The sequence below is a fragment of the Sphingomonas citricola genome (assembly GCF_019429535.1).
GTDB classification, from domain to species: domain Bacteria; phylum Pseudomonadota; class Alphaproteobacteria; order Sphingomonadales; family Sphingomonadaceae; genus Sphingomonas; species Sphingomonas citricola.
Genome location: NZ_JAHXZM010000001.1, coordinates 685,469 through 704,034 on the forward strand (window position 1 = coordinate 685,469; position 18,566 = coordinate 704,034).

The 18,566-nt window shown below is 67.6% G+C and carries 21 protein-coding genes; 12 read left to right on the top strand and 9 right to left on the bottom strand.

Features of this window, described 5'->3' with window-relative positions:
• The first annotated feature begins 61 nt into the window (after window positions 1-61).
• Both KZ810_RS03485 and KZ810_RS03490 read left to right on the top strand, forming a co-directional pair.
• Window positions 62-370 carry a hypothetical protein gene (locus tag KZ810_RS03485; RefSeq protein ID WP_219767572.1) on the top strand — a complete coding sequence of 103 codons (309 nt, stop codon included), beginning with the start codon at window positions 62-64 and terminating at the stop codon, window positions 368-370.
• Between the two features lie 62 nt (window positions 371-432).
• Window positions 433-1,098 (top strand): response regulator transcription factor, encoded by a 666-nt coding sequence (locus tag KZ810_RS03490; protein WP_093003085.1) that lies wholly within the window; start codon window positions 433-435, stop codon window positions 1,096-1,098.
• A 15-nt stretch (window positions 1,099-1,113) separates the two neighbouring features.
• On the opposite strand, the gene KZ810_RS03495 is transcribed toward KZ810_RS03490, so the two are convergent.
• Window positions 1,114-1,362, bottom strand: a complete 249-nt coding sequence (locus KZ810_RS03495) for a hypothetical protein (protein WP_219767573.1) — start codon at window positions 1,360-1,362, stop codon at window positions 1,114-1,116.
• Window positions 1,363-1,466: 104 nt separating this feature from the next.
• Here KZ810_RS03495 and KZ810_RS03500 point away from each other — a divergent pair, with 104 nt between their 5' ends.
• Together KZ810_RS03500 and KZ810_RS03505 are read left to right on the top strand one after the other, a co-directional pair.
• Window positions 1,467-2,786 (top strand): sensor histidine kinase, encoded by a 1,320-nt coding sequence (locus KZ810_RS03500; protein ID WP_219767736.1) that lies wholly within the window; start codon window positions 1,467-1,469, stop codon window positions 2,784-2,786.
• 53 nt (window positions 2,787-2,839) lie between these two features.
• Window positions 2,840-3,808, top strand: a complete 969-nt coding sequence (locus KZ810_RS03505; RefSeq protein WP_219767574.1) for a cation diffusion facilitator family transporter — start codon at window positions 2,840-2,842, stop codon at window positions 3,806-3,808.
• Window positions 3,809-3,836: 28 nt separating this feature from the next.
• Here KZ810_RS03505 and KZ810_RS03510 read toward each other — a convergent pair whose 3' ends face one another.
• Complete coding sequence (locus KZ810_RS03510; RefSeq protein WP_219767575.1) at window positions 3,837-4,847, bottom strand: polyprenyl synthetase family protein; 1,011 nt, start codon at window positions 4,845-4,847, stop codon at window positions 3,837-3,839.
• A 97-nt stretch (window positions 4,848-4,944) separates the two neighbouring features.
• Here KZ810_RS03510 and KZ810_RS03515 point away from each other — a divergent pair, with 97 nt between their 5' ends.
• Together KZ810_RS03515 and KZ810_RS03520 are read left to right on the top strand one after the other, a co-directional pair.
• Window positions 4,945-5,226, top strand: coding sequence for a chorismate mutase (locus KZ810_RS03515; protein ID WP_219767576.1), 282 nt, complete (start codon window positions 4,945-4,947; stop codon window positions 5,224-5,226).
• A gap of 41 nt (window positions 5,227-5,267) precedes the next feature.
• The gene (locus tag KZ810_RS03520) at window positions 5,268-5,684 is read left to right on the top strand and encodes a BLUF domain-containing protein (protein ID WP_219767577.1); all 417 of its coding nucleotides are present in this window, start codon (window positions 5,268-5,270) and stop codon (window positions 5,682-5,684) included.
• A 19-nt stretch (window positions 5,685-5,703) separates the two neighbouring features.
• Here KZ810_RS03520 and KZ810_RS03525 read toward each other — a convergent pair whose 3' ends face one another.
• Together KZ810_RS03525 and KZ810_RS17165 are read right to left on the bottom strand one after the other, a co-directional pair.
• Window positions 5,704-6,627 carry an NAD(P)H-dependent flavin oxidoreductase gene (locus KZ810_RS03525; protein WP_258044319.1) on the bottom strand — a complete coding sequence of 308 codons (924 nt, stop codon included), beginning with the start codon at window positions 6,625-6,627 and terminating at the stop codon, window positions 5,704-5,706.
• Window positions 6,624-7,346 carry a dienelactone hydrolase family protein gene (locus tag KZ810_RS17165; protein WP_258044320.1) on the bottom strand — a complete coding sequence of 241 codons (723 nt, stop codon included), beginning with the start codon at window positions 7,344-7,346 and terminating at the stop codon, window positions 6,624-6,626. The genes KZ810_RS03525 and KZ810_RS17165 overlap by 4 nt, the downstream gene beginning before the upstream one ends.
• Window positions 7,347-7,423: 77 nt before the next feature.
• Here KZ810_RS17165 and KZ810_RS03530 point away from each other — a divergent pair, with 77 nt between their 5' ends.
• Window positions 7,424-7,879, top strand: coding sequence for a GNAT family N-acetyltransferase (locus KZ810_RS03530; protein WP_219767579.1), 456 nt, complete (start codon window positions 7,424-7,426; stop codon window positions 7,877-7,879).
• An 87-nt stretch (window positions 7,880-7,966) separates the two neighbouring features.
• Entirely contained in the window at window positions 7,967-8,653 is a 687-nt protein-coding gene (gene gpmA, locus KZ810_RS03535; protein WP_219767580.1) for a 2,3-diphosphoglycerate-dependent phosphoglycerate mutase, read from the top strand.
• 19 nt (window positions 8,654-8,672) lie between these two features.
• Here the strand turns inward: gpmA and recN are convergent, their stop codons facing one another.
• Window positions 8,673-10,328 (bottom strand): DNA repair protein RecN, encoded by a 1,656-nt coding sequence (recN, locus tag KZ810_RS03540; protein ID WP_219767581.1) that lies wholly within the window; start codon window positions 10,326-10,328, stop codon window positions 8,673-8,675.
• Between the two features lie 75 nt (window positions 10,329-10,403).
• Window positions 10,404-11,414, bottom strand: a complete 1,011-nt coding sequence (locus KZ810_RS03545; RefSeq protein ID WP_219767582.1) for an outer membrane protein assembly factor BamD — start codon at window positions 11,412-11,414, stop codon at window positions 10,404-10,406.
• A 143-nt stretch (window positions 11,415-11,557) separates the two neighbouring features.
• Between KZ810_RS03545 and KZ810_RS03550 the strand changes: the two genes are divergently transcribed.
• The gene (locus KZ810_RS03550; RefSeq protein WP_219767583.1) at window positions 11,558-12,382 is read left to right on the top strand and encodes a class I mannose-6-phosphate isomerase; all 825 of its coding nucleotides are present in this window, start codon (window positions 11,558-11,560) and stop codon (window positions 12,380-12,382) included.
• 92 nt (window positions 12,383-12,474) lie between these two features.
• Here the strand turns inward: KZ810_RS03550 and ypfJ are convergent, their stop codons facing one another.
• Entirely contained in the window at window positions 12,475-13,380 is a 906-nt protein-coding gene (ypfJ, locus tag KZ810_RS03555; protein ID WP_219767584.1) for a KPN_02809 family neutral zinc metallopeptidase, read from the bottom strand.
• Window positions 13,381-13,489: 109 nt separating this feature from the next.
• On the opposite strand from ypfJ, the gene KZ810_RS03560 reads away from it, so the two are divergent.
• A complete protein-coding gene (locus KZ810_RS03560; protein WP_219767737.1) occupies window positions 13,490-14,275 on the top strand; it encodes a 3-hydroxybutyrate dehydrogenase in 786 nt (261 codons plus the stop codon).
• A 5-nt stretch (window positions 14,276-14,280) separates the two neighbouring features.
• On the top strand, window positions 14,281-14,931 hold the full coding sequence (locus KZ810_RS03565; RefSeq protein ID WP_219767585.1) for a DUF4893 domain-containing protein: 651 nt from the start codon (window positions 14,281-14,283) through the stop codon (window positions 14,929-14,931).
• Window positions 14,932-14,941: 10 nt separating this feature from the next.
• Here KZ810_RS03565 and KZ810_RS03570 read toward each other — a convergent pair whose 3' ends face one another.
• Complete coding sequence (locus KZ810_RS03570; protein ID WP_219767586.1) at window positions 14,942-15,580, bottom strand: hypothetical protein; 639 nt, start codon at window positions 15,578-15,580, stop codon at window positions 14,942-14,944.
• Entirely contained in the window at window positions 15,577-16,527 is a 951-nt protein-coding gene (locus tag KZ810_RS03575; RefSeq protein ID WP_219767738.1) for a cation diffusion facilitator family transporter, read from the bottom strand. Before KZ810_RS03575 ends, KZ810_RS03570 begins: the two co-directional genes overlap by 4 nt.
• Window positions 16,528-16,627: 100 nt before the next feature.
• Between KZ810_RS03575 and KZ810_RS03580 the strand changes: the two genes are divergently transcribed.
• Window positions 16,628-18,562, top strand: a complete 1,935-nt coding sequence (locus tag KZ810_RS03580) for a CocE/NonD family hydrolase (RefSeq protein WP_219767587.1) — start codon at window positions 16,628-16,630, stop codon at window positions 18,560-18,562.
• Window positions 18,563-18,566 lie beyond the last annotated feature (4 nt).

Here is an 18,566-nt window from a genome sequence, read left to right on the forward strand (position 1 = left end):
GACCGGGCAAGTTACCGACCGCTGACCGCGTCATTCACAGGGTGTTCAATCCATTGTGTCTATGCCACCCCTCGTGAAGATGGTGCCCGCCCTTTTGCTGCTGACCGCCGCCGCGCCCGCGATCGCGGCTCCCGCCGATCAGGAGAGCGAGCGTGCGTTCGCGTGGCGTGCGACGCGATCGGGCAAGTTGTTGCCGATCAAGGAGATCGAGCGTCGCGTGATCCCGACGATGAAGGGCGCGCAATATATCGGCTTCAACCTCGATCCGCAGTCCGCGGTCTACACGCTCAAGTTCCTGCGCGACGGCGAGGTGATCTGGGTCGACGTCGACGGCCGTTCGGGGCAGGTGCTGGGGCAGACCGGCCGGTAATCATTGATCTGGCCCGGCGCTCGCCGATAAGCGGGTCGCCGACGTGCCGCAGGGAGACAAGAATGCGTGTTCTGATCGTCGAGGACGAGCCGAACCTCGGGCAGCAGCTCAAATCCACGCTCGAGGGTGCGGGCTACGCGATCGACCTCGCGACCGATGGCGAGGAGGGGCATTTCCTCGGCTCGACCGAGAGCTACGACGCGATCGTGCTCGATCTCGGCCTGCCCGAAATCGACGGGCTGACCGTGCTCGACCGCTGGCGCAAGGAGGGCAAGGTCACCCCGGTGCTGGTGCTGACCGCGCGCGACAGTTGGTCGGACAAGGTCGCGGGGCTCGACGCTGGCGCGGACGATTACGTCGCGAAGCCGTTCCAGACAGAAGAGCTGATCGCGCGGCTGCGTGCGCTGATCCGCCGCGCATCGGGCAATGCCTCATCTGAGTTGACCGCGGGCGACGTGCGGCTCGACACGCGCAGCGGCAAGGTGACCCGCGCGGGCGAGCCGGTGAAGCTGACCGCACAGGAATACAAGCTGCTCAGCTACCTTCTGCATCACAAGGGCAAGGTGGTCAGCCGTACCGAGCTGATCGAGCATATCTACGATCAGGATTTCGATCGCGACTCGAATACGATCGAGGTGTTCGTGACCCGAATTCGCAAGAAACTGGGGCAGGACGTCATCACCACGATCCGCGGGCTGGGCTACAGCCTGGAGGACCCGGACGCCTGACGCATGGCGCCGCGGTTACAGCTCCTGCCCACCCGCGTGCGCGGCGTCGACCCGCTCGGCGATCTGCTGTACGGTGGTCATGCCGGCAAATGTATCGTGCTCGTCACGCACGACGCGGGCGCTGTGGACCGAAGGCGTCGGCAGGTAGTTCGGCGTGACACCTGCGACCGCGTAGGATGCAAGCAGCATCCCCGACATCATCGAAATCAGCACACCACCGAGGATCGCGACGATGATGGCGGGTACGTTTCTACCGTTCTTCATGGTCGTTCCTCCTGTCCGCGGCTGAACCGGCGCACGACGAGATGGTTCCGGGGCGCGACGAGGTGAGTGTGCGGCGGCGTACGCAGGGTTCGCTGTCGCGGCGGATGATCCTGATTGCGGCGGCGTGGATATCGATCCTGCTCGCGGGCGGCGGCTTCGCGCTCGACCGGGTGCTCGTCGCGGCGGTCACGCGCAACGCCGACGATCAACTCGGCTACGTGCTGCGCTCGCTGCTGGTGTCGGCGGAGATCGACACCGCGGGCGAGGTGACGTTCAACCGCGAGCCTGCCGACCAGCGCTTCCTCGAGCCGTATTCAGGGCTGTACTGGCAGGTGTCCGCGCCGGGACACGAGACGTGGCCATCGCGTTCATTATGGGATCGCCAGCTCGCCTACGGCCAACCGCACAACGACCGCAGCGTCCACAGCTACGACAGCCGCCAGTTCAAGGACGAGAAGCTGCGCGTCGTCGAGCAGGATGTGAAGCTGCCCGGGTCGCCCGTGCGCTGGCGTTTCCAGGTCGCCTCCAGTCGCGAGGCGCTCGACGCGCAGATCACGATCCTGCGCCGCACCTTGATCCGCAGCTTCCTGCTGCTCGGGATCGGGCTCGTTGCACTTGCGGCCTTGCAGACCTTTTACGGGTTGCTGCCGCTTCGGCGGGTGCGGCTGGCGATCGCGCGGATGCGCGCGGGGAAGGCCAATCGCGTCGAAGGCGACATGCCGGTCGAGGTGCTGCCGATGATCGACGAGCTGAACGCGCTGGTCGAACACAACGAGCGGCAGGCCGAGGAAGCGCGGCGGCACGCGGGCAATCTCGCGCACGCGCTCAAGACGCCGCTGACCGTCATCATGAACGCCGCGACCGCCAATTCGGACGATCTGTCCGACACCGTCATCCGTGAGGCGCGCACGATGCGGCGGCAGGTCGATCACCATCTCGCTCGCGCGCGCGCGGTCGGGCGGCGCGGTTCCGCGCACAGCCGCGCCGAAGTGTGGCCGAGCGTCGAATCGGTCGAGCGCGCGGTGCGCCGGCTCTACCCGCACGTCCGCGTCGACATGGACGGCCCCAAGGATCTGGTCGCGCATATCGAGCGGCAGGACCTCGACGAGATCATGGGCAATCTTGTCGAGAATGCCGCCAAATACGGCGGGGGCAGCGTCTTCGTGACCGTCGGCGCGCATTCGCGCTTCGTCGAGATCCAGGTCGAGGACGACGGGATGGGCATTCCCGAGGCGGACCGTGTCCGCATCTTCGATCGCGGCGTTCGGCTCGATTCGGGCAAGCCGGGGACGGGATTGGGCCTCGCGATCGTCCGTGACGTTGCCGAAATCTACGACGGCACCGTCAGCCTCGAGGAGAGCGAGGATCTGGGCGGGCTGCTGGTGCGATTGCGGCTGCCGGCGGCATCGTCGCTCGACGGCTGATTGCGTGCACTTGTCCTAGTATCACCTGCAATCGCTGCGCTAACGCGCGCCGCATGGGTCACGGGCATCATCACGGTCACTCGCATGGGCACTCACACGGTCACGCGCACGGACACGGGCATTCGCATGGGCACGCGCACGCGACCCCGCCGGAGCGGTGGGATCGCGCGTTCGCGATCGGCATCGGGCTCAACCTCGCCTATCTGATCGTCGAGGCGGTTGCGGGCTGGCTCTACGGCTCGGTCGCGCTGCTGGCGGATGCGGGGCACAATCTGTCCGATGTGCTGGGCCTCGCGATCGCCTGGGGCGGCGCGGCGCTCGCGCGGACGCCGCCGTCGAAGCGGTTCACCTACGGGCTGAAGGGGTCGACGATCCTCGCCGCGCTCGCCAACGCGCTGTTGCTGCTGGTCGCGCTCGGTGCGATCGCGGCGGAGGCGGTGCAGCGCTTCGCCGAGCCGCCGCGCGTCCCGGGCCTGTCGGTCGCGGCGGTCGCGGCGGGCGGGATCGCGGTCAACGCGGTCACCGCGTGGCTGTTCGCGCGCGGGCGCAAGGGCGACGTCAACATCCGCGGCGCGTTCCTCCATATGCTGTCGGACGCGCTGGTTTCGGCAGGCGTGGTCGTCGCTGGGATCGTCATCTGGGCAACGGGCGCGGGCTGGATCGATCCGCTCGTCAGCCTGGTCATCGCGGGCGTGATCTTCTGGCAGACGTGGGGCTTGCTGCGTGAGACGATCGAGATGTCGCTTGCCGCGGTGCCGCGCGGGATCGACTATGACGGGGTCCGCTCTGCACTCGTCGAGCTGCCGGGGGTGAGCGAGGTGCACGATCTGCACATCTGGCCGATGTCGACGACCGAGCCGGGGCTGACCGCGCATCTCTGCCTGCCCGCCGGACATCCCGGCGACGCCTTCCTTCACAGCGTTCAGGAAATGCTGCACGACCGCTTCGGGATCGGCCACGCGACGATCCAGGTCGAAACCGGCGCGGCGGGGTGCGGCCTAGCCGACGAGCGGCGGGTGTAGTCCGCCGCTACGACGCCAGGCAGCGTCGTTAGTAGGCCCGCGCCACCGCGAATTCGACCGCCTCGACCATCGCGTCCTTCGCCGCCCCGCCCGCGAACGGGCCGAGCGCGTCGATCGCGCGCTGCCCGTAGTGGCGTGCGCGCGCGAGCGTGTCGTCGACCGAGCGGGTAGCGCGAACGAGCTCGATCGCGTGTGCGAAATCGGCGTCGCTCGAACGGCGACCCTCGATCGCGTCCTTCCAGAAGGTGCGGTCCTCTGCCGACCCGCGCGCGTAGGCGAGGATGACGGGCAGCGTCACCTTGCCTTCGCGGAAATCGTCACCCGCGTCCTTGCCCATCGTGCCCGCGTCCGACGTGTAATCGATCGCGTCGTCGACGAGCTGGAACGCGATGCCCAAGTAGCGGCCATAGGCGTCGAGCGCCTCTTCCTCCGCGTCGGGCCGCTCCGCGACGACGGCCGAAATTCGGCAGGCGGCGGCGAACAGCGCGGCGGTCTTCGCGCCGATGATGTCGAGGTAGCGGTCCTCGCCCAGGTCGACGCGGCGCACCGCGGTCAATTGGTTGACCTCGCCCTCTGCGATCACGGCGGACGCGTGGCTTAAGATCTTGAGCGATTTGAGGCTGTCGGCCTCGACCATCAGCTCGAAACTGCGACTGAACAGGAAGTCACCGACGAGCACGCTCGCGGGGTTCCCCCAGATGATGTTGGCGGTACGCTTGCCGCGGCGCAGGTCCGAGCCGTCGACGACGTCGTCGTGGAGCAGCGTCGCCGTATGGATGAACTCGACCGCCGCGGCGAGGCGGTGGTGACGCGTGCCGGTGTATCCGATCAGCTTCGCGCTCGCGAGCGTCAGCATCGGTCGCATCCGCTTGCCGCCGCCCGCGATCAGATGCCCCGCGAGCTTGGGGATCAGCGGGATCTGCGACTGCATCCGGTCGAGGATCACGGTGTTGACCGCGTTCATGTCCGCGGTGACCAGATCGACCATCGGATCGAGCGAAGGGGTGCGGCCCGAGAGCCGGTGGATCGATGCACTCATCTCCCCGCGCGTGTACGAGCGGACGCCGGGGCAAGGCAAGTCGCGATCGACCTTGCGACCCGCGCGCGTCTGCGCGACACGGGGCACGGAGGGCCGCATGACCGACGACGTGCTGAAGGGTTACCGCAAGAGCATCGACAACATCGATGCCGCGCTCGTCTGCCTGCTGGCGGAACGGTTCAAGGTGACGCAGGCGGTCGGGCGGCACAAGGCGACGAGCGGATTGCCCGCCGCCGATCCGGGGCGCGAGGAGCAGCAGATCGCGCGGCTACGCCAACTGGCGCTCGACGCCGAGCTCGACCCCGAATTCTCCGAGAAATTCCTGCGGTTCATCATCGACGAGGTAATTCGCCACCATCGGGCTGCCGCGACGCGCTGATCGTCTCGACTTGGTAACATGGATTAGCTATCGGCGCAGGAATGAGTGACCGCCAAGATGCGCGTTTCCGGCGCATCGTCTATTCCAGCATCGCCACCGCCCGGACCGACGAGGACATGCAGATCGATATTCTGCGTCAGTCCCGCGCAAACAACGGGCTGAACGGTATCTCGGGGATACTCCTCTCCGACGGCCGCCGCTTCCTGCAGGTGCTGGAAGGGACGCCCGAGGCGATCGAGCACGTCTTTTCACGGATCAGCGCCGACCCGCGCCACGGCGAGGTTCGGACGCTTCACGACGAATACGACTCGCGCCGCATCTTTAGCGGCTGGACGATGGCGAGCATGTCCGACAGCCGCCAGACCGACGCGATCCGCGAGCGGTTGCAGGTGCTGCTGCGGAGCGCCCCCGACGACATCCGCGACGAGTTCGAGGATATCCTGCGCACCGTGCGATGATCGCGGCGGGGCGGGGCGGTCATCGCGGCAGCGCGGCGACCACCTCGTCATATTCCGCCATCGTTTCGGCGAAGATGTCGGCGACCGGCTTCACCGCGTCGATCCGGCCCGCGACCTGACCGGTCAGCGCGATACCTGCCTCCAGGTCGCCGTCGAAATAGACCGCGCGCGTGTTGGCGAATTCGCCGAAGATGCTGGGCGTCCCTTCTTCCTCGATCCGGGTCGTGCGCTGCGTGCGCAGCGCGCGCAGCGCGGGGCCAGGGCCTGCACGGTTGAGGAACAAGGTGTCGGTCGCGTCGGCGTCGATGATCGCCTGCTTCCAATTGTCGTGCACCGGGCACTCGGTCGCCGACAGGATGCGCGTGCCCATCAGCACGGCCTCCGCGCCCAGCGCGAACGCCGCGGCCATCGACCGGCCGTCGACGATCCCGCCAGCGGCCACCACGGGGACGTTCACCGCGGCTACGACCTGCGGCACCAGCACCATCGTCGACACGTCCTTTGCATTCTTGAACCCGCCGCCTTCGCCACCCTCGACGATCAGCCCGTCGACCCCCGCCTCGACCGCGCGCAGCGCACCCGCGAGATTGGGGACGACGTGAAAGACCGTCAGCCCGGCGGCCTTCAGCATCGCGGTATATTTCATCGGATCGCCCGCCGAGGTGGTGACGAAACGGACGCCCTGATCGATCACGAACTGAATGATGCCGGGGTCGCGCACGAACGCCTGCGCGACATTGACCCCGAACGGTTTGGTGGTGAGGTCGCGCATCCTGACGATCTCGCCGCGGATCACGTCGAGTTCGCCCGAGGAGGTTTCGATGATCCCCATGCCACCCGCGTTCGACACCGCGCTCGACAGGGGTGCGCGCGCGATCCAGCCCATCGCTGCCTGGATGATCGGTTTCTCGATCCCCAGCATCTCGGTCACGCGCGTCTTCATGCGAACACCTCGGTCAGGAAGTTCTGCATCGCCTGCCAGCTGCGGCGATCGGCGCGTTCCTCGTAGGCGACGCCGGGGATGGTCGAGCCCTTCATGTTCGCGTCGGTGAAGGCGTGGCCGGCGTTGCCGTACGCGTGAATCTGCCAGTCGGCGCCGCTTCCCGTCAGCTCCTGCCCCAGCGCGACCACGGTCTCTGGCTTGCCGAGCGGATCGTTCCAGCCGTGACAAATCAACAGCTTGGCCGCGATCGGTAAGACATTGTCGTAACCGGGGCGATCGTAGACACCGTGGAAACTGACCCCGCCCAGGATGTCCAGCCCGCTGCGCGCCATGTCGAGCACGCATTTGCCACCGAAGCAGAAGCCGATCGCGGCGGTCTTCGCCGCGTCGACCTCGGACTGCGCCTTCAGCGCCGACAGGCTTGTATCGAGCCGATCGCGCAGCAGCCCCCGATCGGCATTCATCTCATCCATGTAGCGCGAAGCCTCCGGCCCGCGCTGCGTCCGCTTGCCCTGGCCGTAGACGTCGCACGCGAAGGCGGCGTAGCCGAGTGCGGCGAGCGCCTCCGCCTTGGCATTGTCCTCCTCCTTCTGGCCGAGGATGTTGGGGATCACCAGCACGCCGGGACGCGCCCCCGACACCACGTCGTCCCACGCGAAAACGCCTTCGAAGCGGCCACCCGGGCCGTCGTGGATCAACGTCCTGTGCTTCACTGCCATGTGCGTCCTCTCCGTGCTTGTTCGCGCACCGGGGTGCGATACACCGCTACACAACACGCTGGGAGCGAGGCGCGCAAGTGCAGGTACGTCGTGACACACCCGTCAATCCCGCCGTCGCGCCGCTGCTCGCCGCGCATGTCGCGGAACAGCGTGCCGGCACGCCCGCGGGCTTCTCCTTCGCGCTTGACGGCGCGGCGCTTGTCGGGCCCGACGTCACCTTCTTCACCGCGTGGGAGGGCGACACGCTCGCCGGCATGGGCGCGTTGAAACGGCTGGACGAGACGACGGGAGAAGTGAAGTCGATGCGCAGCACGCCCGCCGCGCGCGGCCACGGAGCGGGGCATGCGATCCTGTCGGCGATCGTCGCGGAAGCACGCGCGCTGGGCTTGGCCGCATTGTACCTGGAGACGGGAACGACGCCTGCTTACGACGCCGCGGTCAGGCTCTACACGCGCGCCGGGTTCGTGCCGTGCGGCGCCTTCGCCGATTATCGCCCCAGCCCGCACAATCGCTTCTTCCGGCTGGCACTATAGCCGTCGCGACTTGCCCGCGACGCCCGCTTTCCCCTAGCGCGTGCGGGACGGCCGCCACCCGCGCGGTACCCCGAAGAGAGGTCTATCATGCCCACGCTCGTCCTTATCCGCCACGGCCAGTCGTCGTGGAACCTGGAGAACCGCTTCACCGGATGGTGGGACGTCGACGTGACCGAAAAGGGCGCGGCCGAGGCGCGCGCGGCGGGCGAATTGATGGCGGCTAAGGGGCTCGATTTCGATCAGACCTTCACCAGCCTGCAGACGCGCGCGATCAAGACGCTCAATCTCGCGCTCGAGGCGATGGGGCGGTTGTGGCTGCCGGTCGAGAAGCATTGGCGGCTGAACGAGCGTCACTACGGCGGTCTGACCGGTCTCGACAAGGCGGAGACCGCGGCGCGCCACGGCGACGAGCAGGTCCATATCTGGCGCCGCAGCTTCGACGTACCGCCCCCAGTGATGGAGGCGGGAAGCGAGTACGACCTGTCGGCCGATCGCCGCTACGCCGGCATCGACGTGCCCGCGACCGAGAGTTTGAAGGACACGATCGCCCGCGTCCTGCCCTATTGGGACGAGCGGATCGCGCCCGCGTTGGAGGACGGGCAGCGCGTGCTGATCTCCGCGCACGGCAATTCGTTGCGCGCGCTGGTCAAGCACCTGAGCAACATTCCCGACGACGAGATCACCGGGTTGGAAATCCCGACCGGCCAGCCGATCGTCTACGAACTCGACAACGATCTGAACGCGATCGACCGTTATTATCTGAGCGAGCGCTGAGCCGGGGCGGGCGCGGCGCTCAGGCGGGTTCGAGCAGTCGTTCCGCCTGCGCGCGCGCCTCGTCGGTGACGGTCGCGCCCGACAGCATCCGCGCGATCTCCTCGCGGCGCTCGCTCGCCGACAACGGGCGGACACCGGTGCGCGTGACCTTGCCGTCGTTGCTCTTCGCGATCAGCAGATGCGCCGCGCCGCGCGCCGCGACCTGCGGCGAGTGCGTGACGACGAGCAATTGTGCGCGCGTCGCCAGCCGCGCGAGCCGGTCGCCGATTGCGCTGGCCACCGCACCGCCGACACCGCGGTCGATCTCGTCGAAGATCATCGTCGCGGCGCCGCCCTGCTGCGCGAGCGCGACCTTGAGCGCGAGAATGAAGCGCGACAGCTCGCCGCCGCTTGCGATCTTGGCGAGCGGGGCGAACGGCGCGCCGGGGTTGGTCGAAATCTCGAACTCGACGCGGTCGCGTCCGGCGGGCGACCATTCGCCTTCGCCCAGCGGGGCGACGATCGTGCGGAACCGCGCAGCGTCGAGCTTGAGCGGGGCGAGCTCGCCCGCGACCGCGGTGTCGAGCCGCTTCGCCGCGGCGGTACGCTGCTTGGTCAGCGCGTCGGCGGCGGCGACGTAAGCGGCGCGCGCCTTTTCGACCCGCGCGTCGAGCCCCGCCAGACCTTCCTCGCCGGCGTTGAGCCGTTCGAGCTGCGCGCGCTGGCGATCGGCGAGCGCGGCGAGATCGTCGGGCTGGACGCGGTGCTTGCGCGCCATCGCGCGCAGCTCGAACAGGCGCGCCTCGTCCTCCTCCAGCTGACGCGGATCGTGCGTCAGCGCGGCGGCGGCGTCGCGCAGCTTCTCCTCGGCGACCGCACCCTCGATCACCGCGCGGTCGATCGCCGCGAGCGCCTCTGCGAGCGCGGAGTGATCCTCCGCAATGCGTTCGAGCACGCGCGCGGCCTGGCGCAATTGCGTCATCGCGCCGTCGCGGCCGCCGACGTGGGCGGTCACGTCGTTCAAATCGTCGGCGATCTTTTCCGCGCGCTGCATGCCGCGGCGGCGTTCGGCGAGCGCTTCCTCCTCGCCGGGCTCGGGGGCGAGCTTGTCGAGCTCGGCGACCGCGTGTTCGAGCCATTCGCGATCGCGCTGCGCGGTCGCGATTTCGGCCTGCGCGTCCTCGAGCGCGGTAGCGGCGGCGCGCCACGCGGCGTGCGCCGCGGATACCTTCGCCACGTCGGCGCGCGCGAACGCGTCGAGCAGCGCGCGGTGGCCGGCCGGGGCGAGCATCCCGCGGTCGTCATGTTGCCCGTGGATCTCGACCAACATCTGCCCGATCTCGCGCAGCAGCGCGGCGGAGGCGGGCTGGTTGTTGACGAACGCGCGACTGCCGCCATCCGCCTTGACGATGCGGCGGACGATCAGCGGCTCGCCTGGTTCAGCGTCGATGCCATTCTCCTCGAGCACCGCATCGACGCCCGCGGGCGCGTCGAACGTCGCGGTGACGCTCGCCTGCGCGGCACCGTGGCGCACCAAGCCGCTATCGCCGCGCCGCCCGAGCGCGAGGCCGAGCGAATCGAGCAGGATCGATTTGCCCGCACCCGTCTCACCGGTCAGCACGCCGAGCCCGTCGCCGAACTCAAGGTCGAGCGCTTCGATCAGGACGACATCGCGAATGGAAAGGGCGGTCAGCATAGGTCGCCAACGCCTTTAGCGCAGATCGGGCGCGAAGTTACCCTTTTTGTTCCGCGGACGCGCATGTCAGCCCCCTTACGGGGTCGGCGTGCTCGACGTCGGATTGGGGGTATTGGCGGGCGAGGTCGTGTCGGGCGGCAGGGTGCCCGCGGGATCGCCGCCGGTGGTCGCCGGCGTGACCGCGTTGGGCGCATCGGCCTTTGCCGGCACGCTGGTCGTCGCCTCGCCCGCGACGGTCGTCGTGCGCGTGCCCGGCGGCACCACCTGCGCGCCCGGCGCGAGTGGGGTGATCGCGGTCGAGGGATATTCGCGCATCAGCTTGTACGCGCGCTGATACCAGTCGGAGCCGGGATAATTGGCGCCGAGCACGGCGGCGGCCTTCTCGGCCTCGTTGCGCACGCCGAGCGCCAGATACGTCTCGGTCAACCGCATCAGCGCCTCGGGCGCATGCGTCGTCGTCTGATATTCGTCGATCACCTTGCGGAAGCGCAGCGTCGCGGACAGCCACTGGCGCCGCCGCTCGTAGAAGCGACCGACCTCCATCTCCTTGCCCGCGAGGTGATCGCGCACGAGGTCGAGCTTCAGCCGCGCGTCGGCCGCGTACCGCGTGTTGGGATAACGGCGGACCAGTTCGCCGAGCGAATCCTGCGCTTGCGTCGTGATCTTCTGATCGCGCGTGACGTCGCTGATCTGCTCGTAATAGCTCATCGCGACGAGGTAATAGGCGTAAGGCGCGTCACGGTTGCCGGGGTGGACCGACAGGAAGCGCTGCGCACCCTGGATCGCGTTGGTATAGTCGCGCGCGAGATAATAGCTGAACGCACCCATCAACTGCGCGCGGCGCGCCCAGACCGAATAGGGATGCTGACGCTCCACCTCGTCGAACAGCGCCGCGGCTTCCTTGTATCGGCCCTGGTCGAGCCGGGTCTTGGCCGAGGTATACAACGTGCCGACGTCGCGCGCGACATAGGGCAGGTCGCTGCCGGCGCGGTTGCGCGCGCAACCAGCGATGGGGAGCGCGAGCGCGGCGATCAGCGCGATTGGCAGACCACGAGCGGCGAGGCCACGAACGGGAAGGGTACGCATCGCCGATGGCCTTAGCGCAAGCGAACGCGTCCGAACAACGGCTTTTGCATGACGCCCGCGGATCGGTTCTTTGCACTCGCGTTGCGCAACGGACGTGTTACCGCGCGCGTTGTTCCGCACCTTACGATCAGACAGGAGTTCCCATGCCCGCCACCCTGCTTGCCACCAAGCGCGTCGAGAAGCCGTGGGGCCGGCACACGCTTTATCCCGGCTTCCCCGATCCCGCGCCCGCTGGCGAGCCGATCGGCGAGGTGTGGTTCCAGTCGCCGCATCCCGAGGAATCGGAGCTCCTAATCAAATATCTCTTCACCAGCGAGAAATTGTCGGTGCAGGATCACCCGTCGGACGAGGAGGCACAAAAGCGCGGGCTGCCGCGTGGCAAGGACGAATGCTGGACAATCCTCGACGCCGAGCCCGACTCGACGATCGCGATCGGCCCACTCGCGCCGATGACCGCGGACGAGCTGCGCGAGAGCGCGCTCGACGGATCGATCGAGCACAAGCTCGACTGGAAGCCGGTGACAAAGGGCGACTTCTTCTATTCGCACTCGGGCGTGATCCACGCGATCGGCGCGGGACTGACGCTGATCGAGGTGCAGCAGAATTCGGACACGACCTATCGGCTCTACGATTACGGTCGCCCGCGCGAACTTCACCTCGATGACGGCATCGCGGTTGCCGAGCTGACGCCGTGGACCCCGCCGAGCGCGCCGGGCGAGATCGAACCCGGTCGTACCATCCTGGTCGAAGGTCCGAAGTTCGTGCTCGAACGCTGGACCGGCGGCGATCGGCAGATCGCGCTGCCCGAAGGCAAGACCGGCTGGCTGGTGCCGATCAAGGGCGAGGGTGTCGTCGCTGGGGTCGCGTGGAAGGCGGGCGAGTGCGTGACGGTCACCGGGTCCGAGAAACTCCACGCGTCGAACGATGCCGACCTGTTGTTCGCCTACGTGGGTGATCGCCGCATCTGAGACTGGATGAGCCCGGCGCGCTGGACGCACCGGGCTCATAGTCCTCTGCCGATCAACGGGCGGGATGCTGGTGCGTCCCGCCCGTTTTTCGTTCAGATCGCGCCCGAGAAGGTGTCGCACGCCGCAGAGTCGCCGCTTTCCAGCCCTTTGCGCAACCAGAACTGGCGCTGCGCCGAGGTTCCGTGGGTGAAGCTGTCGGGCACGACGCGGCCCTGCGCCTCGCGCTGCAGCGTGTCGTCGCCGATCGCCTGCGCCGCACGCATTCCTTCCTCGACGTCGCCGGCCTCCAGCCGATCGCGGTTCTTCGCCGCCCAGACACCGGCGTAGCAATCCGCCTGCAATTCGAGCCGGACCGAGGCGGCGTTGCCCTCGGTTTCGCTGCTGCTGCGCTGGATCTGCTGCACCTTGTCGGACGTGCCGAGCAGGTTCTGAATGTGGTGGCCGAATTCGTGCGCGACAACGTAATATTGCGCGAAGTCGCCGGGCGCCTTGAAGCGGTTGGTCAGCTCGTTGAAGAAGCCGGTGTCGAGGTAGATGTCGCTGTCGGTAGGGCAGTAGAACGGCCCCATCGCGCTCTGCGCCGCGCCGCAGCCCGAACGGCCCTCCGCGGTGAAGAAGCGCAGACCCGGCGCGCGGAAACGCTGCCCCGACGCGGCGAAGATCTGCTCCCACGTGTTCTCGACGTTGCTGAACGCATTGCACGTCGCGCGACGCTCGGTGCTGGCGTTGCACACCTGCTGAACGCTGCCGCCACCCGATTGCTGGCCGACCTGCGTCGACGGCGCGCTGCCGCCGCCGCCGAGGATGCCGCCGAGCCCACCAAGGCCGCCGCCGAACACCGCCATCAGGATCAGCACGACGACGATGCCGCCGCAGCCGAAGCGGCTGCCGATCAGCGGCAACAGCCCAAAGAGCAGCCCACCGCCACCGCCGCCAAAGCCGCCACGCGACGTGGCATCGCCGACGTCGATATCGTTGTCGTAATCGTCGAGCCGCATGGCCTGCCCCCCGTGCAATCGTTGCTGTTGCGGCATGAACCCCGTGGCGGCCTCCGGGTTGCAACGGCCCGGCTAGTGGCCGATGCAGGTCGACCAAGAGGAGATGGGCATGTTCCTGAAGGGTAAGAGCGCGATCGTCACGGGTTCGACGTCGGGGATCGGGCTCGCGATCGCGCGCGCGTTGGCGGCGGAGGGCGCGAGCGTGATGCTGAACGGCTTTGGCGAGGCGGATGCGATCGAGCAGGCACGTCGCGAGATCGAGGCGACGAGCGGCGCGCGCGCGCTGCACGACGGTGCCGACATGACCAAGCCGGATGAAATCGCGGCGATGGTCGCGCGGGCGCACGCCGAATTCGGTGGTCCCGACATCCTCGTCAACAACGCCGGCATCCAATATGTCGCCCCGGTCCACGATTTCCCGACAGAGAAATGGGACGCGATCATCGCCATTAATTTGTCCAGCGTGTTCCACGCGATGCGCGCCGCGGTGCCGCTGATGCGCGAAAAGGGCTGGGGGCGGATCATCACGACCGCGAGCGCGCACAGCCTGGTCGCGAGCCCCAACAAGTCGGCGTATGTCGCCGCCAAGCACGGCGTCGCCGGGCTGACCAAATCGGTCGCGCTCGAGAATGCGACGCACGGCATCACGGTCAATTGCATCTCGCCCGGCTATGTCTGGACACCGCTGGTCGAGAGCCAGATCCCCGACACGATGAAGGCGCGGGGCATGACGCGCGAGCAGGTGATGAACGACGTGCTGCTCGCTGCGCAACCGACCAAGGAGTTCGTGACCCCCGAACAGGTTGCCGCCTTCGCGCTGTTCCTGTGCCGCGAGGAAGCGAAGGCGATTACGGGCGCCAATTTGTCGGCGGACGGCGGCTGGACCGCGGCGTGAGGGGCATGCGGCTTGCCGCTGCCGCGATGACGCTTTCGCTGCTCGGCGGATGCGGGGGCAAGGACGGCGGAACGCCGGTGCGATCGGTGGCGGAGGTGCCCGTGGCGGTGGCAAGCGATGAGCCTCGTGACTGGCGCGCGGTGGCGACAATTGCCGACCGCCAGCGCTTGCGCGAATGGCGCACCGCCTGGATCGCGGCGCTGGGCAAGGCGCGCGGCGGCGGGGCAGGCGGCAGCATCGACGCGGACCCGTCGCTCTACGCCTATGACGCAGCGCTGCGCGATCCGATACCGCCCGCGGGCGACTATCGGTGCCGGACGATCAAGCTGGGGTCGAAGGGCGCGGGCGGGGTCGATTTCGTCGCTTACCCGTTCTTTCGGTGCCGTGTCGCGACCGATGGCGCGGGGGTGATGCTCAGCAAACTCACCGGATCGCAGCGCGTCGTGGGGATCGTCTATCCGCATGACACGACGCGTGCGGTGTTCCTCGGCACGGTCGCGCTCGGCGATGAGCGAAGCGCGATGCGTTACGGCCGCGACGCGACGCGCGACGTCGCGGGCTGGATCGAGCGGATCGGCCCGGCGCGGTGGCGACTGGCGCAACCTTATCCGGCGTTCGAATCGACGCTCGACGTGCTCGATCTGGTCCCCGCCTGACGCTCGTCGCTTATTCGGTGTCGGGCTTGCCCTTCATCGTCCCCGGGTCGGAGACGGGGGCGTCGATCGGGCGCACGCCGTCGATTGTGGGCAGTGAGGCGAGATAGTCCTTGCCGACCTTCTCGATCACGGTGACACGCCCCACATTCGCGTTCTCCACGGCGAGCAGAAAGCTGCTGGGCTTCTTTATCAGCTTGGGATGGTCGAGCCCGCCGAGGCCGATCGTCCGCGCGGCCTCTCGCACGAAATGGACGCAGTTGCGCTTGCCCAGATTGTACGTGCTGTTCCCGGTCTTCTCGCTCCAGCCTGCGATCAGGCGGAGCACCGCGTCATATTGCGCGTCGGTCAGCGTGACCGCGAAGCGGACGTGGCTGCCGTTCATGTAATTGAGCTTGGGCGTCTCGACGCGCCCCTTCACGTTGCCGAACAGCAGCGCAGGGGTGACCGATTGCGCGGTGAAGCCGTAGCTCGCGTCGACCGCCGGTCCGCCGCGATCGGGCGCGCCGCGCAGCATGAAGAAGGCGTGCGGAAAGTAATTACCGAAATCGCGATTCCAGAAGGTGATCGTCACCGCTGCCTGTGCGGGCAGTGCAGTGACGAGCAGCACCAGCGCGCCGATCGCTCCGGCCAGCCGCTTAATCGGCGTCATCGCGCTGCGGCTCCGTCGGTGATTGCGTCGCTCGTCTTTTCGGGGCGGATATAGATCGAAGACAGGCGCGGCTCGGCCTTTTTCAGCGTCTGTTCGATCTGCTCGATCATCGTCTCGCCTTCTCCCATGGTCAGCTTGTCATCGAAATCGGCGCTAATCGCAACGAAGATGCTGTCGGGCGCAGTGTGGATCGTGCGGACGTGATTGACCGCGGTGATCGCCGGGTGCGCCTCGACCGCCTCGCGCACCCGCGCGATCACCTCCGGGTCGGCACGCTCGCCGATCAGGAGCCCCTTCGCTTCGCGCGCCAGCAGCACCGCGACGATGCCCAGCACGCCGCCGATCGCGATCGAGGCATAGCCGTCGATGCGGGGATCGCCGAGCGCGTGGCTCGCCCACACACCGACCGCCGCGATGACGAGGCCGGCGAGCGCCGCCGAATCCTCGAACAGCACGATGAAGCCGGCGGGGTCCTTCGATTGGTGCACCGCTTCCCACCAACCGAGATCGCCCTTCGATTGCTTGAACTCGCGCCGAGCGATCCACCACGACGATCCCTCGAGCGCGAGCGACACCGCGATGACGATGTAGTTGATCGTCGGATCGGTCAGATTCTCAGGCTCGACGATGTGGAGATACCCCTCGTAGACCGACACGCCCGCGCCGATCGCGAAGATGAGGATCGCGACTACGAACGCCCAGAAATACAGCTCGCGTCCGTACCCGAACGGGTGCGCCGCGTCCGCCGGCCGCTTGGCGCGTTTCTGGCCGTAGAGCAGCAAAACCTGATTGCCGCTGTCGACCACCGAGTGGACGCCCTCGGTCAGCATTGACGACGAGCCGGTGATGCCGGCGGCGACGAATTTGGCGACCGCGATGCCGAGGTTCGCGGCGAGCGCGCCGAAGAGGACGATGTTGTCGCGGATACGTGCGGTGAGGTCGGACAGCGTCGTGGTTCCCGGTTCAGTTCGCGCGTGTAAACAATTGTGTCGCCAAGTCGTTCATCGCCGCGTTGCGGGGCCGGTGGGGACGCGATACGCCTGCGTCATGATGCCACGCCTCACGCTCGCCGCGCTCGCGCTGTCCACCGCTACCGTCGCCCATGCGCAGGACCGCGTGACGGCGATGACCCCCGACGTCGTGGCCTCCTACGATCAGGTCCGCGAGCAGGCCGATTATATCAAGCGCGTGGTGATGGTGCCGATGCGCGACGGGACCAGGCTGTACACCGTCATCCTGATGAAGAAGGGCACGCGTAACGGCCCGATCCTGCTGTCGCGCACGCCCTACGATGCAGCGGGATCGACCGCGCGGACGGCGAGCCAGCGGCTGGTCGACATCCTGCCGGTGATGGACGCGGAGTTCGTCGATGACGGCTACGTCCGCGTCTACCAGGACATTCGCGGGATGCATCATTCGGAAGGGCAGTTCGTCATGACGCGGCCGTTGTCCGGGCCGCTCAACTCGACCGGGATCGACGAATCGACCGACGCCTACGACACGATCGACTGGCTGGTGAAGAACGTCCCCGAGGGGAACGGCAAGGTCGGCGTGATCGGCAGCAGCTACCTGGGGTTCACCACGCTGATGGCGGAGATCAACCCGCACCCTGCGCTCAAGGCCGCGATGCCGCAGAGCCCGATGGTCGACACCTGGGTCGGCGACGACGATTTCCACAATGGCGCGTTTCGCGTGGGCACGCTCGATTACGCGGTCGAGATGAGCACGGGCCACGGTGATGCGGGCGCGAAGATCGCGCGCGGGGCAGGGGACGACTACACCACCTACTTGAATGCCGGGTCGATCGGCGACTACGCGCGCAAGTGGGGGATCGAGCGTTATCCCACCGTTCGCAAGGTGATGGAGAACCCGGCCTATACCGATTTCTGGTCGTTGCAGGCGGTCGACAAATGGATGGCGGCGCGCCCGCTGACGGTGCCGACGATGCTGGTGGTCGGGCAATGGGATCAGGAAGACAGCTACGGCGCGCCCGCGGTCTACGCGGCGCTTGAGCCCAAGGATAAGGCTAACAACATGGTGTCGCTGGTGATCGGGCCGTGGCGGCATTCGGGCGTCAATCATTACGGTTACGAGCTGGGCGCGTTGACGTTCAACGGCGACACCGCGCTGCAATTCCGTCAGCAATATATGAAGCCGTTCTTCGACCATTATCTGCGCGGCACGCCCGCCGCGATCCCGCCGGTGCTGACCTATGCGACGGGCGCGAACCGCTGGCAGGTGTCGCCCAAATGGCCGATGGGGACGCTGACGCCGCTCTACCTCGGCGCGAACGGCACCGCGTCGTTCGCGAAACCCGCGGGGGCGGGGAGCACAAGCTACGTGTCCGATCCCGCCAGCCCGGTGCCGTTCCTGCCGCGCCCGATCGACATCGGCAACGGTGACCAGTGGAAGACGTGGCTGGTACGCGACCAGCGTTTCGTCACCGGGCGACCCGACGTCGTCGACTGGCAGACCCCCGCGCTCGACAAGCCCGTCCACATCATGGGGGCGCCGGAGGTCAGTCTGTTCGCCGCAACGACCGGCAGCGACAGCGACTGGGTGGTAAAGGTGATCGACGTCTATCCCGACACGCTGCCTGAGCCCGCGGCTCAGGGATCGAAGCCTGCGATGACCGGCTATCAGCTGCCGATCGGGATCGAGATCTACCGCGGCCGCTACGTCCACGGTCGCGCGACACCCGCGAAGCTGACACCCGGCCGGGTCGAAAACTACCGGTTCGCGTTGCCGAACGTCGACCATGTGTTCCTGCCGGGCCACCGCATCATGGTGCAGGTGCAATCGAGCCTGTTCCCGCTCTACGACCGCAATCCGCAGACGTTCGTGCCCAATATCTTCAATGCGAGGCCCGGCGACTACAAGGTGGCGACGCAGCGCGTGACCTGGGGCGGTACGCAGGCGAGCGCGGTGTTTCTGCCGATCGTCGACGATGCGGCCGCGGCGCAGGTGACGGCGGCGCAGTAAACGC

What these genes read in the sequence shown, in the direction of transcription:
- KZ810_RS03485 (WP_219767572.1), top strand. Translation starts at nt 62, where the DNA reads ATGCCACCCCTCGTGAAGATGGTGCCCGCCCTTTTGCTGCTGACCGCC.
- KZ810_RS03515 (WP_219767576.1), top strand. Translation starts at nt 4,945, where the DNA reads ATGACCGACGACGTGCTGAAGGGTTACCGCAAGAGCATCGACAACATC.
- KZ810_RS03495 (WP_219767573.1), bottom strand. Translation starts at nt 1,362, where the DNA reads ATGAAGAACGGTAGAAACGTACCCGCCATCATCGTCGCGATCCTCGGT.
- KZ810_RS03580 (WP_219767587.1), top strand. Translation starts at nt 16,628, where the DNA reads ATGATGCCACGCCTCACGCTCGCCGCGCTCGCGCTGTCCACCGCTACC.
- KZ810_RS03525 (WP_258044319.1), bottom strand. Translation starts at nt 6,627, where the DNA reads ATGAAGACGCGCGTGACCGAGATGCTGGGGATCGAGAAACCGATCATC.
- KZ810_RS03505 (WP_219767574.1), top strand. Translation starts at nt 2,840, where the DNA reads ATGGGTCACGGGCATCATCACGGTCACTCGCATGGGCACTCACACGGT.
- KZ810_RS03510 (WP_219767575.1), bottom strand. Translation starts at nt 4,847, where the DNA reads ATGAGTGCATCGATCCACCGGCTCTCGGGCCGCACCCCTTCGCTCGAT.
- KZ810_RS03545 (WP_219767582.1), bottom strand. Translation starts at nt 11,414, where the DNA reads ATGCGTACCCTTCCCGTTCGTGGCCTCGCCGCTCGTGGTCTGCCAATC.
- KZ810_RS03565 (WP_219767585.1), top strand. Translation starts at nt 14,281, where the DNA reads ATGCGGCTTGCCGCTGCCGCGATGACGCTTTCGCTGCTCGGCGGATGC.
- KZ810_RS03500 (WP_219767736.1), top strand. Translation starts at nt 1,467, where the DNA reads ATGATCCTGATTGCGGCGGCGTGGATATCGATCCTGCTCGCGGGCGGC.
- KZ810_RS03520 (WP_219767577.1), top strand. Translation starts at nt 5,268, where the DNA reads ATGAGTGACCGCCAAGATGCGCGTTTCCGGCGCATCGTCTATTCCAGC.
- KZ810_RS03570 (WP_219767586.1), bottom strand. Translation starts at nt 15,580, where the DNA reads ATGACGCCGATTAAGCGGCTGGCCGGAGCGATCGGCGCGCTGGTGCTG.
- KZ810_RS17165 (WP_258044320.1), bottom strand. Translation starts at nt 7,346, where the DNA reads ATGGCAGTGAAGCACAGGACGTTGATCCACGACGGCCCGGGTGGCCGC.
- KZ810_RS03560 (WP_219767737.1), top strand. Translation starts at nt 13,490, where the DNA reads ATGTTCCTGAAGGGTAAGAGCGCGATCGTCACGGGTTCGACGTCGGGG.
- gpmA (WP_219767580.1), top strand. Translation starts at nt 7,967, where the DNA reads ATGCCCACGCTCGTCCTTATCCGCCACGGCCAGTCGTCGTGGAACCTG.
- KZ810_RS03490 (WP_093003085.1), top strand. Translation starts at nt 433, where the DNA reads ATGCGTGTTCTGATCGTCGAGGACGAGCCGAACCTCGGGCAGCAGCTC.
- ypfJ (WP_219767584.1), bottom strand. Translation starts at nt 13,380, where the DNA reads ATGCGGCTCGACGATTACGACAACGATATCGACGTCGGCGATGCCACG.
- KZ810_RS03550 (WP_219767583.1), top strand. Translation starts at nt 11,558, where the DNA reads ATGCCCGCCACCCTGCTTGCCACCAAGCGCGTCGAGAAGCCGTGGGGC.
- recN (WP_219767581.1), bottom strand. Translation starts at nt 10,328, where the DNA reads ATGCTGACCGCCCTTTCCATTCGCGATGTCGTCCTGATCGAAGCGCTC.